12 protein-coding genes are annotated in these 13,261 nt (G+C 54.2%); 4 read left to right on the top strand and 8 right to left on the bottom strand.

Translation table 11 applies throughout. The features are described from left to right. Positions 1-54: 54 nt before the first annotated feature. Positions 55-495 (bottom strand): GNAT family N-acetyltransferase, encoded by a 441-nt coding sequence (locus tag LX66_RS03365; protein WP_145710472.1) that lies wholly within the window; start codon positions 493-495, stop codon positions 55-57. Between the two features lie 357 nt (positions 496-852). Between LX66_RS03365 and LX66_RS03360 the strand changes: the two genes are divergently transcribed. Further along, positions 853-1,626, top strand: a complete 774-nt coding sequence (locus LX66_RS03360) for a carboxypeptidase-like regulatory domain-containing protein (protein ID WP_145710471.1) — start codon at positions 853-855, stop codon at positions 1,624-1,626. Here LX66_RS03360 and LX66_RS03355 read toward each other — a convergent pair. The 4 genes from LX66_RS03355 to LX66_RS03340 form a co-directional block, all read right to left on the bottom strand. Further along, entirely contained in the window at positions 1,623-2,705 is a 1,083-nt protein-coding gene (locus tag LX66_RS03355) for a winged helix DNA-binding domain-containing protein (RefSeq protein WP_145710470.1), read from the bottom strand. The two genes, LX66_RS03360 and LX66_RS03355, sit on opposite strands and share 4 nt — an antisense overlap. Before the next feature lie 9 nt (positions 2,706-2,714). After that, on the bottom strand, positions 2,715-4,028 hold the full coding sequence (locus LX66_RS03350; protein WP_158642517.1) for a TolC family protein: 1,314 nt from the start codon (positions 4,026-4,028) through the stop codon (positions 2,715-2,717). Positions 4,029-4,132: 104 nt separating this feature from the next. Further along, on the bottom strand, positions 4,133-7,273 hold the full coding sequence (locus LX66_RS03345) for an efflux RND transporter permease subunit (RefSeq protein ID WP_145710468.1): 3,141 nt from the start codon (positions 7,271-7,273) through the stop codon (positions 4,133-4,135). Next, complete coding sequence (locus tag LX66_RS03340) at positions 7,273-8,343, bottom strand: efflux RND transporter periplasmic adaptor subunit (protein ID WP_145710467.1); 1,071 nt, start codon at positions 8,341-8,343, stop codon at positions 7,273-7,275. The genes LX66_RS03345 and LX66_RS03340 overlap by 1 nt, the downstream gene beginning before the upstream one ends. Before the next feature lie 379 nt (positions 8,344-8,722). On the opposite strand from LX66_RS03340, the gene LX66_RS03335 reads away from it, so the two are divergent. The 3 genes from LX66_RS03335 to rnc are packed head-to-tail and all read left to right on the top strand — an operon-like array spanning position 8,723 to position 10,967. Then, the gene (locus LX66_RS03335) at positions 8,723-8,959 is read left to right on the top strand and encodes an acyl carrier protein (protein ID WP_012788038.1); all 237 of its coding nucleotides are present in this window, start codon (positions 8,723-8,725) and stop codon (positions 8,957-8,959) included. 24 nt (positions 8,960-8,983) lie between these two features. After that, on the top strand, positions 8,984-10,237 hold the full coding sequence (gene fabF / locus LX66_RS03330) for a beta-ketoacyl-ACP synthase II (RefSeq protein WP_145710466.1): 1,254 nt from the start codon (positions 8,984-8,986) through the stop codon (positions 10,235-10,237). A 4-nt stretch (positions 10,238-10,241) separates the two neighbouring features. Beyond that, positions 10,242-10,967 (top strand): ribonuclease III, encoded by a 726-nt coding sequence (gene rnc, locus LX66_RS03325; RefSeq protein WP_244620272.1) that lies wholly within the window; start codon positions 10,242-10,244, stop codon positions 10,965-10,967. A gap of 4 nt (positions 10,968-10,971) precedes the next feature. Here rnc and LX66_RS03320 read toward each other — a convergent pair whose 3' ends face one another. From LX66_RS03320 to LX66_RS03310, 3 genes are all read right to left on the bottom strand, one after another. Then, positions 10,972-11,586, bottom strand: coding sequence for a GyrI-like domain-containing protein (locus LX66_RS03320; protein ID WP_145710464.1), 615 nt, complete (start codon positions 11,584-11,586; stop codon positions 10,972-10,974). Between the two features lie 18 nt (positions 11,587-11,604). Next, positions 11,605-11,967, bottom strand: coding sequence for a VOC family protein (locus LX66_RS03315; RefSeq protein WP_211365973.1), 363 nt, complete (start codon positions 11,965-11,967; stop codon positions 11,605-11,607). Positions 11,968-12,157: 190 nt separating this feature from the next. Then, positions 12,158-13,117: a helix-turn-helix transcriptional regulator gene (locus tag LX66_RS03310; RefSeq protein WP_145710463.1), complete on the bottom strand. Its 960-nt coding sequence runs from the start codon at positions 13,115-13,117 to the stop codon at positions 12,158-12,160. Positions 13,118-13,261: the final 144 nt, after the last annotated feature.

Below are 13,261 nucleotides of genomic sequence, written 5' to 3'. Positions count from 1 at the left end.
GGATTTTTGATTACAATGCTACTGATGGTGCCGGGCAGCCTGAAGAGGCTACAGTTACAGTTTTTTCTTCATTTCGTAGTGCGGGATGCCTACCTCCGTAAATTCATCGCCGTGAATGCTGTATCCCAACTTTTCATAGAAACCTGCAGCTGTTTTGCGGGCGTGCATTATCATTTCCGTAAAACCATTCAGCTTGGCCTGCTGTTCTGCAAAATCAATAATGCCGCTACCGATCCCCCTGCCCTGGAAAGCCGGGTCTACCGCCATTTGCCGCAGTTGTACCGTATTTTCATTTACGGGCGTTAAAATGCAGCATCCGGCCAGCAGTTCCTTGTCATTACTGGTAGTGTAGCAGCCTATCAGCCAGTCATTGATCTCCTGCTGCAGATAGGCGTCCGTAAAAACAAGCCCCAATGGTTTGCGCAATGTTATATCGCGCAAGCTGATCATATCCCGGTGAGCGCAACTACCGTATTCGATTATACGAAACTCCATCGTGCTAATGTGTTAAATGTGAGTACAGTATTGCGTTACAGGCGATATGCCATTGCTCTCCGGAGGGGGTAGAACAAACATGGTGCCAGTAGGGGATTTTACCCGGCCTACGGGCGCGCGGCGCTGCGGCGGAAGCTGCGCTCTGGTTGCAAGGTGCTTGCTGGTGGCTTGGGGTAGCCAAAAACGGGTATGGAGGCATAAGAGGCATAAGATTTGAAAATAACAGGTAAAGATAACAATTTCCAGGCGCGGCCTTTCCGGTTGTCCCGTATATTTGGGGACTATGTCCGCAATGTGTGGACGGCCGCCAGGCGGATTTTTAACGTTTCATTTACGCCTGGAAAACTATATTTGACGATGCCTATTACGAAAAATAGACAGTTTTTATACGCCGGAGCGCTATTACCTTTATTCCTGTTACTGCTGGCAGGGTTGCAGCCGTTGCGTGCGCAGGTGAAGCTATCGGGTATGGTAGTGGATGCAGACACCAAAACCGGGCTACCCGCCGTCACCATCATCAATAAAAGATCCCGTAGCGGCACGCTGAGTAATGAAAGCGGCCGTTTTTTTATAGAGGCCATGCCGGGCGATACCATTGAATTTTCCATGCTGAGCTATTATAAAAAGGAGGTGGTGGCCCCGCTGGAAAGCACTTCTGTCAACATATATATGCCGAGGCGGGTATTTGGCCTGCAGGAAGTGAATGTGCGGGGGAAGAACTACTACCTGGATTCCCTGGCTACCCGCGAGGAATACGGGAGATATTTCAACTACAAGAAGCCGGGCGCCCTGGATGTGCTGAAAACACTGCCGGCCAACCCGGTAACGGCCCTCTCCTACCTGGTGCCCAGCAAGGCAAGAAAACGGAAAGAGCATTTCCGGGAGCAGTTGGAATACTGGGAAAAGGAGAAATATATTGATTACCGCTACTCCCCGGAGGTGGTGGGCCGCATGACGAAACTGGAAAGCCCGGAGCTGGACTCCTTTATGCTGCAATACCGCCCGTCTTACCGCTTCCTGGAAACCGCCACGGATTATGACCTGCTGTTGTATATCAAACAGTCTTTTGAAAGGTACCAGCAGGCGAAGAAGGAACCGTCCGACTCTGCCGGGGGGAGCGGCACCCCTTAAGCCTGGCCATAGCTCACAACAGCTTCCCCGCCCAGGAACGCACCCAGCCTGTCCGCGGCCCGGGCAATGGCCTTCTTCGGCGCCCGGCTACCGGGTGCAAACAGCTCCACTGTTACCATCACTTTATCATCCTTCAGGGCCCGTTTCCACAAGCCAGCTACCTGCCCGTTAATGACCACCACCGGGCGGAAAATGCCATTGTTGGTAATAACGCGCTGTTGCGCCGCTGGCAGTACGGCGGCCCGGTTGCGGTAGCCGATGATGTACTCATCGAAAGCCGGTAGTAAGTGCACGGAAGGCGGGTATGTGTCCGGGAGGGCCAGGGCCCTGGAGAACCAGTATACGTCGCCGTCAACCGTAGCGGAGGTCAGGCCTGGCCTGGCCATTTCCAGCCCATGCCTGGCATCGGTGAGGGAAAGGTAGGACCAGGTGGCAAAATCCTGCAGGGTAGCGGGGCCGCGGCTGCAGAAATACCGGCCGGCCAGCATGGCCAGCGCTTCATCCCGGTTGAAGGCGCCGGGTGCGGGCGCCCGTTCTGCCAGCAGTGCGTAGGTTTGCCGGCCGTTCTTTACGGCGCCGCTGCACAGGATGCCGTCCAGCTCCGCGCGAAACAGCAGGTGGGAGGACCGGTTCTCGTCCACTGCTATTTTCGCCTTTTTCAGTTCGGCCATAATGGTTTCACGGGGCAGGTGCTGCCCGCCGGCCAGCATGTTGGCGATGATCTTATTGCTTTTTTGGAAAAGGGCTTCGGTAAGTTCCAGTTGCCGGTGCCTTGTTTTGGATGCGGCAAGGATACGTGGAGCGGTAAGCGCCAGCAGCCAGTGAATGTCTGCCGCAGCTACCAGGTGCCAGGTAGGCCGCAGCAGGTGGGTACGTAAAATATCCCCTTTATTGAGCGCGGCTGTGATCTTCCTGTCGGTAGCCCCGCTGGTCCGTGCGCCGGCCGCCCAGCGGCACATGGCAAAATCCTGCGCCTGCATGGCGCCCATCCAGCTTACCGCCTCCCGGGCATTTTTACAGGAGGGGCCGGTCACGCGCTGGCTGAGCAGGCGAATGTTAGCAATTTCTGTCAGGGTCATAACAGGGGTTTATTTCAGCAGTTCGCCCTGCAAACGCAGCAGTTCGGTTTCCGCCAGCTTGGTGCGGTACCGGGCCATGATCAGCCGGTTAAACGCATCCTGCAGGCTCTGCTGGGCCAGCTTTACCTCCAGGGTGGTGGATACGCCCTGCCGGAAGCGCTCCAGCGCCACCATAGCGTTTTCCCGGGCCAGGCCAATGTTCTCCTCTTCCAGGGTGACGGCTGTTTTATAATATTCGTAGTTCTTGAAGGTGGAATCCACGCTGAGGCTCACCAGTGTCTGCGCATTGTCCAGCCATAGCTGCTGGTACTCCACGTTCAGCTTCGCATTCCTTACCTGCCGCCTTACGTTCAGGCCGTTGAAGATGGGAATGGACGCGGTAACGCCGTAGTTGAAAACGCCGTTCTGGTTAAAGATAGGGCTAAAAGAGTTCGTGGCCGCATTGGAATTGACGCGGCTGAAGTTATAGGCGGAGTTAAAGGACAGCACCGGGAAATAATCGGCCCGGGCCTCCTTTAACTGGATCTCTGATATGCCGAGCTGCTGCCGGGCAATGCCCAGTGCAGCATTTTGCTGCATAACGGCCTGCCGCAGGTCGCCGTAGTGCAGGTCCATGTTGATGGGAATGGAGTCCTGCACATCATAGGTGGTATTGGCGGTAGCTACGGCCATCAACTGGTTGAGCGTGGCCTTGCTTTGCACGATCTGTGTTTGCTGGAGCAGGTAGGCGGCCTTTTGCGCGTTATAGTCCACGCGGGACTGCAGCAGGTCAGTTTTAGGTCCCAGACCCGTCTGGAACTTGGCATCGGACAGTTTCACCCTTTCTTCCGAAATGGATAATTGTTCTGCGATGTTGCGCAATTGCTGCTTTTGCTGCACAATATCATAATAGCTGCGGATGATGTCTGCAATGGTATTGATCACCTGTTCTTTCAGCGCCAGCTCGCCGAGGTCGCGCACGCTTTCCAGGCGCTGCCGGGTGGCAAACATTTTCAGCCCGTCAAAAAGGGTCCAGTTGAGCGATATATTGGCCGTATAGTTATTGCTTTTAATGCCGCTGGTGTCTCTTTTGTTGCCGTTGGCAAATTCCTGCTTGGTGGCCTGGTGGCTCCAGGTTCTGCCGGCCGTGCCGTTGAGGCGGGGCGCAAAGGCAAAATTGGCGTAGGCGTAATCGTTGGCCGCCACATCGGCGTCATTGCGCGCCAGCCTGATATCGTAATTATTCTTCAGCGCCAGGTCTATGGCCTGTTCCAGTGTAAGCACCTGTTGCGTATGACCTTTGATGGCCAGCAGTGATAGTATGAATATGAAAATTGATCTCATTCGTTTTTGTGAATTTGATGTAAGAAGTATGAAGTAAGATGACCGGAGCGGTTCACTTCCTGCATCCTGCATCCTACCTCTTACCTCCTACCTCCTACTTCCTGTTACGCGTGCGCGGCGGCAGCATCCCGGGCTGCGGCGCCCTGTTCTTCTTCGGCCATGGCCGCTTCTTCATATTCCTGGTTGGGCTTCCTCCTGGAGAGGTAGCTGTACATGGCCGGTATTACGAATAGGGTGAGCACCAGTGAAAAAATGATACCGCCCACGATCACGATGCCCAGCGGGATACGGCTGGTAGCCGCCGCGCCCAGCGAGAGGGCAATGGGCAGCGCGCCCAGGGCCATGGCCAGGCTGGTCATCAGGATGGGCCGCAGGCGCATGGTGGCGGCGTCTATTACGGCGCGTTTCTTTACCATGCCCTGATCGCGTTTATGGTTGGCAAACTCCACGATCAGGATCCCGTTCTTGGTCACCAGCCCTATGAGCATGATCACCCCGATCTGTGAGAAGATATTCCAGGTTTGCCCGAATATCCAGAGCGACAGCAGGGCGCCTGCAAACGCCAGCGGCACGGTGAGCATGATGATGAACGGGTCTACCCAGCTCTCAAACTGCGCGGCCAGCACCAGGTATATCAGCACCAGGGCCAGCACCAGCGCAAACATGGTGTTGGAGCCGCTTTCCGAAAAGTCGCGGGAGGAGCCGGACAAGGCCGTGTTAAAGGAATCGTCTATCACGCCTTCCTGTTTCAGGCGGTTAAAGATATTGTACATGGCCTGTATGCCGTCACCAATGGTTTTGCCGGGCGCCAGGCTGGCGGAAATGGTGGCAGACTTGTACCGGTTAAAATGATAGATAATGGGCGGGCTGGTCTCTTCCCGGATGGTTACCAGGTTGTCCAGTTGGATGGCCTCGCCCCGGTTATTGCGCACGTATATGTTCTGCAGGTCATTGGGATCATCGCGGTTGGCGCGGAATACCTGTCCCATTACCTGGTACTGCTTGCCGTTGCGTATAAAGTAGCCGTAGCGCAGGTTACTGAGGGCCAGTTGCAGTGTCTGGGAGATATCTTCCACGGACACTCCCAACTCGCTGGCCTTGGCGCGGTTGATCTGGATGCGCAGCTCCGGCTTGTTGAACTTGAGGTCTACGTCCACCGCCTGGAAGGCGGGATCGGCATTGGCTTCTTCCAGGAAGCGCGGCAGCACGGCCGCCAGGGAATCAAAGTTGATGTGTTGCAGCACAAAGGCCACGGGCAGCCCGCCGCGGCGGCCTACCTGTATGGTTTGCTGCTCAATGGCAAATACTTTGCCCTGCGGGAAGCGGTACATGTTGCGGTTCATCATGTCCACGATCTCTTTCTGGGAGCGCTGCCGGTCATGCGGCTCGGGCAGCGTTACATAGGCAAAGGCGTTGTTTACCGCCCCGCCGCCGCTGAAGCCCGGCGCCGTTACAGAAAGAATGATCCGCTTTTCCGGTACGGAATCCAGGATGAAGCCTATCAGGCTGTTCACATACCTGTCCATGTAGTCAAAAGAGGTGCCTTCCGGCGCCGTGATGGACAGGCGGAACTCGCTGCGGTCCTCCAGCGGGGCCAGCTCGGACTTCAGGTTGCGGAACAGGAAATAGATCAGGGCCAGGCAGGCCAGTATCACCAGCGTGCCTACCCAGCGCACCCGCATGAACTGCTGCAGCGAGCGTTTATAGCCATCTTCCATCCAGCGGAAAAAGGGTTCCGTTTTGGTATAGAACCAGGAATGGGTATGCGCTTTGCGGCCCAGCTTCACATTCAGTACAGGCGTGAGCGTGAGCGATACGAAGGCGGATATCAGCACGGCCCCGGCCACCACGATGCCGAACTCGCGGAACAGTTGCCCCACAAAGCCCTGCAGGAACACAATAGGCAGGAACACAAAGGCCAGGGTAATGGAAGTGGCGATCACGGCGAAGAAGATCTCTTCAGAGCCCTCCTTGGCCGCCCGCATGCGGGGCATGCCGGCTTCTATTTTCTTGTAGATGTTCTCCGTTACCACGATACCATCGTCCACCACCAGGCCGGTGGCCAGCACAATGGCCAGCAGGGTCAGTATATTAATGGTAAACCCGCAGGCGTACATAATAAAGAAAGCGCCGATGAGGGACACCGGTATATCTATCAGCGGACGGAAGGCCATCAGCCAGTCGCGGAAGAACAGGTATACGATCAGGATCACCAGCACCAGGGCCACCACCAGCGTTTCTTCCACTTCTTCTATGGATCTTTTAATAAAGCGGGTATTATCCCGGGCGATATTGGTAACGAAATCCGGCGGAATATCCTTTTTGAGCTGCTCGTAGCGCCGGTAGAATTCATCGGCAATGGCCACATAGTTGGAGCCGGGTTGCGGGCTCAGCGCCAGGGCGATCATCGGCACGCCGGACTCCTTGAGGACGGTCTCCTCGTTTTCCGGGCCCAGCACGGCCTGGCCGATGTCGCGCAGGTGGATCACGCGGCCCTCTACATTCTTGATGATGAGGTTGTCAAATTCCTCTTCCGTATCCAGGCGGCCAAAGGTGCGCACGGTCAGCTCCGTGGCGTTGCCGGCAATTTTGCCGGAGGGCAGCTCCACGTTCTCCCGCAGCAGGGCTTCCTGCACATCGCTGGGGGTGAGGCTGTAGGCCGAGAGGCGGGCGGGGTCCAGCCAGATACGCATGGCATATCTCTTTTCGCCCCAGATGCGGATGGAGCTTACGCCAGGTATGGTTTGCAGCCTTTCCAGCAGCACGTTGTTGGCATACTCGGTCACTTCCAGTTGGTTGCGGGTATTGCTCTGCACGGTCATGGAAATGATGGCGTCGGAATTGGCGTCCTCCTTGGTTACCACGGGCGGGGCATCCAGGTCCGGCGGCAGGCTGCGCAGCGCCTGCGACACCTTGTCGCGCACGTCGTTGGCCGCCGCTTCCAGGTCGGTGCTCAGCTCAAACTCCACGGTAATATTGCTGGAGCCCTGGCTGCTGCTGCTGGAAATGTTCTTGATACCGGCAATGCCGTTGATCTGCTTTTCCAGCGGCTCGGTGATCTGCGTTTCTATGATATCTGAATTGGCGCCGGAGTAGGAGGTGCGCACATTCACAATAGGCGGGTCTATGGCCGGGAAGTCCCTTACACCCAGGAAGGTAAAGCCTACCAAACCGAAGATCACGATGATGATATTCATCACAATGGCCAGCACCGGCCGCTTCAAAGACAAGGATGGAAGACTCATTACTGTATGTTATTATACTTCAACACCATACCGGGCCTCAGTTGCAGGATACCGCTGGTAATAACGGTATCGCCTATGTTGAGGCCGCTGGTTATCTGTACATTGTTCTCGTTGCGTATACCGGTTTCCACTACTACTATTTTGGCTCTGCCACTGTCCGCCACGATCACCGTTTTGTCCCGGGTACCGGGTATAACGGCCTGTGAGGGGATCATAATGGCTTCGGGCATATCCTTGAGAGAGATGGTGACGCGGGCAAAAGCGCCTGGCAGCAACTGGCCGGCATTGGGCATAATGGCCCGGATGCGGATGGTGCGGGTAGCCAGGTCTATTTTCGGGTCCATGGCGTAAATGCTGCCTTTGTAGGTCTTGTTGTCGCCGGCCACTTTAAATTCCACGGCATCGCCCACCTTTACGGAAGTGCGGTATTTTTCCGGTACGGAAAAGTCGATCTTCAGCGGGTCTATCTGCTGCAGGGTGGTAATGATGGTGGTGGGCGACACAATAGCGCCCAGGCTTATATTGCGCAGTCCCAGGCGGCCGCTGAAGGGTGCGCGCAGCTCCGTTTTCTGGAGCTGTGTTTTCGTATAGTCAATATCGGCGCCGTAAGCGCTTACCTGGTTGCGGGTTACATCCACATCCTGCTGGCTGATGCCGTTGATCTTCAGCAGGTTCTCCTGGCGCTCCAGGGTGGTTTTGGCCAGCTCCTGCTGCAGTTGCAGCTTGGCGAGCTGCGCTTTCAGGTCTTCGTCATATATCTTTACCAGCAGGGCGCCTTTGGCCACATGCACGCCTTCCTTAAAATACAGGCCGGTAATGCGGCCGGATATTTCCGGTTTGATCTCTACTTCTTCATTGCTCTGGAGGGTGCCGCTGGCATCGATGGTCTCGTCCAGCCTGGTGGTCTTTACCACGTAGGCATCCAGGAGGAGGGGCCGGCCGCCGCTGCGGGCTGCAGGAGCGGCGGGTGCTTTCTTTTTGCCATCGGCCACCTGTTTATAAACAAGAAAAATAATTACTGCCCCGATAGCAGCGAACAGTGTGGTCCTCAGAATCTTTTTATTGGTCATGTTAGTGAATTCGCCTGGATTTAGATAACGTGGCCTTTCCGGAGCAGGCCGCCCCGGCAAATTTAATAAATGGCGGAGGCGCTTGCACGGGCGGAGTGTTAATTAAAGTTAAGAGCCATGAATAGGTCCATAAATGGTTGAATAGGCGGTTGAGTGGCGGTGTTATGTGTTGCAACAGTCATTTTTGTGGTGAAACAGGCGTTCCTGGGCCGTAAATTGCAGCCTGTTTATTTAATAATGGTATTCATAAAGCAAGACTGGGGCTATATTTGCGGCCATTAGCAGAGGAGCGTATATGTGAAAATTTAGATGCGTAGTTGCCAATTCAATAAAAATTATATTTTTGCAGTCAAGTTTTAAACCAAAAACACTTAAAATTATGTCAGACATTGCATCAAGAGTTAAAAAGATCATCATTGACAAATTGGGCGTTGACGAAGCCGAGGTAACTCCTGAGGCCAGCTTCACCAATGACTTAGGTGCTGACTCTTTGGATACGGTAGAACTGATCATGGAATTTGAAAAAGAATTTAACATCTCCATTCCTGACGAACAAGCTGAAACTATTACTACTGTTGGCCAGGCCGTAGCTTACCTGGAAGAACACGTGAAATAATCCTACTTAATCAGAATTGTTTTAATGCAACCAAAACGCGTAGTCGTTACAGGTTTAGGTGCTCTTACACCGCTCGGCAATTCCGTTCAGGAATACTGGCAGGGGTTGACGAACGGTGTATCCGGCGCCGATCATATCAGACAGTTTGATGCTTCCAAGTTTAAAACCCGTTTTGCTTGTGAATTAAAGAACTTTGATCCCACCCAATTCCTCGAAAAGAAGGAGGCCCGCAAAATGGACCCCTTTACCCAAACGGCGGTCATCACGGCCGATCATGCTGTACAGGATGCCAACATCGGGAGCTATTCCGTAAATAAAGACCGCGTAGGCGTGATCTGGGGTACTGGCGTAGGGGGAATGATCAATTTTTGTCACGAACTGAGAGATTACTACCTGGGGGATGGAACACCACGTTTCAGCCCTTTCCTGATTACCCGTTTAATAACAGACATTTCAGCAGGGCATATTTCTATAAGGCATGGCTTCCGGGGGCCCAACTTTGCAGTGGTGTCCGCCTGTGCATCCGCCACCAACGCCATTATAGAAGCTATGTACCAGATCCGCTACGGGAAGGCAGACCTGATGATCACCGGCGGTTCCGAAGACGTGATCAACGAAGCCTGTGTAGGCGGCTTCAACGCGATGAAAGCCTTATCGGAAAGGAACGACGATCCCAAGACCGCCTCACGGCCCTTTGACCTGAACCGCGACGGTTTTGTAATGGGAGAAGGCGCCGGCGCGCTGGTACTGGAATCGTACGACCATGCGATGGAAAGAGGTGCCAGGATTTATGCGGAGCTGGCGGGTGGCGGCGCTACGGCAGACGCCCATCACATTACGGCCCCACACCCGGAAGGGCTGGGCGCTATGAACGTAATGCGGCAGGCGCTGGCAGATGCGGGAATGTCCACCCACGAAATTGATTACATCAATGTGCATGGCACTTCCACCCCGCTGGGTGATGTGGCAGAGGTAAAAGCGATCCAGGAAGTGTTTGGAGAAGATGCGTACAGGCTGAATATCAGCTCAACCAAATCCATGACCGGTCATTTACTGGGCGCAGCAGGCGCCGTGGAATCTATAGCAGCCATCATGGCCATCGTAAATGGCATCATCCCTCCCACCATTAATCATTTTACTGATGATCCGCAACTGGATCCCAAATTAAATTTTACCTTTAACATCGCACAACAAAGAGAAGTGGGCGCCGCTTTGAGTAATACTTTTGGCTTCGGAGGTCATAATGCCTCTGTTATTTTCAAAAAATTTGTTTCTTGATTGTGTGAAATTACTGCCAGGATATTTATATCGTTTCGTTACCAGGAAAAGGCAACTTTACAGCGACCTTTACAACCTGCTGGGCTTTTCGCCGGGCAACTTCTCCCTATATGAAGTAGCGCTCAGCCACCGCTCCAGCAAGGAAAAGTTCCTGGAAAGCAATGAAAGGCTGGAGTACCTGGGCGACGCTATCCTGGGCGCTATCATCGGCGATTACCTGTTCAGGAAATACCCCTACAAAACAGAAGGCTATCTTACAGAAATGCGGTCCAAGATCGTGAACCGGCAGCAACTGAACGAGATCGCCATCAAAATGGGCCTGCGTAAGCTCACCATCTACGACAAATACAACAGCTTTCTCAAAATAAGCCAGATCTTCGGCAATACCCTGGAAGCCCTGGTGGGCGCCGTATACCTGGATAAAGGATATAACAAGACCAAGCAATTCGTTTACAAACGCATTATTATTCCCTACATTGACCTGGAGGCCCTGGAAACCGTGGAAATGAACCACAAGAACAAGCTGTATGGCTGGGCCAACAAGAACGGCAAAACGCTGGAGTTTGAGCTGCTGGAAGAGCAGATGGACAATGGCCGCCGCATATTTACCGTAGGCGCCGTAGTAGACGGAGAGCTCATATGCAGCGGCAAAGCCTTCAACAAGAAAGACGCCAGCCAGATAGCCGCCCAGCAGGCCATAGAGTTGCTGGGGCTGGGAACCAATGAATAATTATTCATCTAACGGGCTCCCGCAATATCGTTCTCAGTTTTTCCGGTGGCGTTCTGCGCGGGTCTGAAAGATAGATCTCGTGATGCCGGCCGTTCCACTGTAACTGGTGCTGCGCCATAAAATCAGTAATGCGCGCCAGGGTGGCGGGTTCTGTACTGAAAGGACCGGTGTGCAGGGCCTGCACGCTCCTGCCTTCCTCAAACGTGATCAGTGATACCTCCTGCAGCCGCGGCAGCTTCTTTTTACTGAAGGCGGATGCAATGGCGTTTTGCGCCGTTGCCGTCATTACAAAACCGGGCATGTGTATCAGCAATTGCCAGTGCCATTCGGACCGGGGCACCTGCAGCGCATCCTGGTACCCTTTGAGCGCATGCGCTTCATCTACCCACCACAATCCTTCCAGTTTGCATACAACAAAATCCTGCTGCTGTTGCTTATAATGGTTCTTAATGCTGTAGGCGGCGGTGTACAGGGCCTGCACGCTTTCGGAAAAGGTGCTGCCGTCAGGATCGCCTTTACCGCTGATGGCCAGGAATTTGGCTTCCGGTACAGTGACCAGTTGCGGCGCCGCGGTAGCGGTGTACAGTGGTTTGTGGGTTTTGATGATGTCGAGTTTCATAAAAGAGTGAAAAATGGTTTAGTGATAGTCTGTAATACCGATCACGTTGCCGCCGGGGTCCTGCAGCTCTGCAGCCCAGCCGGTGCTGATGCGGTAAGGTTTTTTGGTGAAATGCACGCCCTGCGCCGCCAGCAGGGTATACAACTGCTGTACGTCCGCTACCTGCAGCAGCAGGGCCGGCCGGGCATCGGGATAGCGGTGGCTGTCCTTTAAAATGATGGCCGCTTCATCGCTGCCCACCCGGAAAGCCAGCAGCCCTCTTTCCGAAAAATCGAATTTTACGGTGAGGCCCAGCGTATCTGCGTAAAAGCGGCGGCTTTCCTGCAGGTTGCCGGCCGGCAGGAATACGTTGTCTATGCACAGTATCTGTTTTGTAGCCATGTTGTTAGTTTTGGGTTAGCATTTTCATTGGGTCATTGCTTTATGCAAAGTAAAAAGGGGGGAGTGACAACGGTATGTCAGTAAGCCGTAGGGATATTTCCGGGGTTATGGCATGCTTTCCCGGCATTTTCCCCCTGTAACCAGGGGTAAATGCCGGTCTGTGTCCTGGTGATGTCCTGGTGCAAAGCGGTCACACATCATAGTGCTCTTTCAGCTCGCGGGCCAGCTCTTTCAAGCGGGCGGTCAGCTCGTCGGGGCAGATAATGGTCACATCGTTGCCCCACATCAGTATCCAGCGGGCAAAGTATTCCAGGGGATAGCTGCTCATGAAGGTGAGCTCCACCTGGTTGTCTGTCACCTTTTCCTCCACCAGGCCGTAGAGATATTTCTGGTTGCCCAGGTAGCGGGCCACCCGCTGGGTAAAGCTCACTTTAAAGGTGTGCTCCGCGGCCGGGGCGGAGGTATGCTGCTCCAGGTACTGCTGCAGGGTAATGTGGCGGGATTTGTCATAGGCCTCGCTGGTAAGGTGCATGTTCCGGATGCGGTCTGTCCGGAAGTTGCGGTAGTCGTTGCGGAGCTGACACCAGGCAATGAGGTACCAGGTGCCGTTGCTGTGGTAGATGCCTATGGGCTCTACGCTCCTCCGCGTGAATTCGTTGCTTTGGGCGGCGCGGTACTCCATCTGCAGCACCAGTTGCCTGCCCAGCGCCTGTTGTATATCGGTCAGGAAGCGGTTGGGGAACTCGTCTTCCTGCGGCATGCGGTTGCGCAGCACGGCTATATTCTCGTCCAGCACTTCCAGGAAGTCCTTTTCGCTGCCGCGCAGCACCGCCCTGATCTTTTGCATGGCGCTGCTGAACTGCTGCCGGTTGGAGCGGTCGCTAAAATGCTCCATCAGCTTTTCGCCGGTGAGCAGGGCGGCGGCTTCCTCCCTGTTGAACATGACCGGGGGCAGGTGGTAACCTTCCACGATGTAGTAGCCGGTGCCGGCTTCCGCGCCTATGGGCACGCCGGACTCCTGCAGGGCCTTTACATCGCGGTATACGGTGCGCAGGCTGATATTGAACCGCTCGGCTATTTCGGCGGCCTTTACTACCTTTTTGCCCTGTAACTGAATCAATATGGCGGAAAGACGGTCAATGCGGTTCATGGGATGCAATTTAATATTTCCCCCGGCAACTATATTCTATCACATTTCGTATACATAATGTCATCTATTATTATATCTTTAGGGGGGACAATCATCTTGCAGAAACTAAAAAAATTTTTTTTACAGATTAAACTTTTACTCAAA

This window comes from Chitinophaga japonensis (assembly GCF_007830125.1).
GTDB classification, from domain to species: domain Bacteria; phylum Bacteroidota; class Bacteroidia; order Chitinophagales; family Chitinophagaceae; genus Chitinophaga; species Chitinophaga japonensis.
This window is presented reverse-complemented; position numbering and strand designations above follow the sequence as displayed.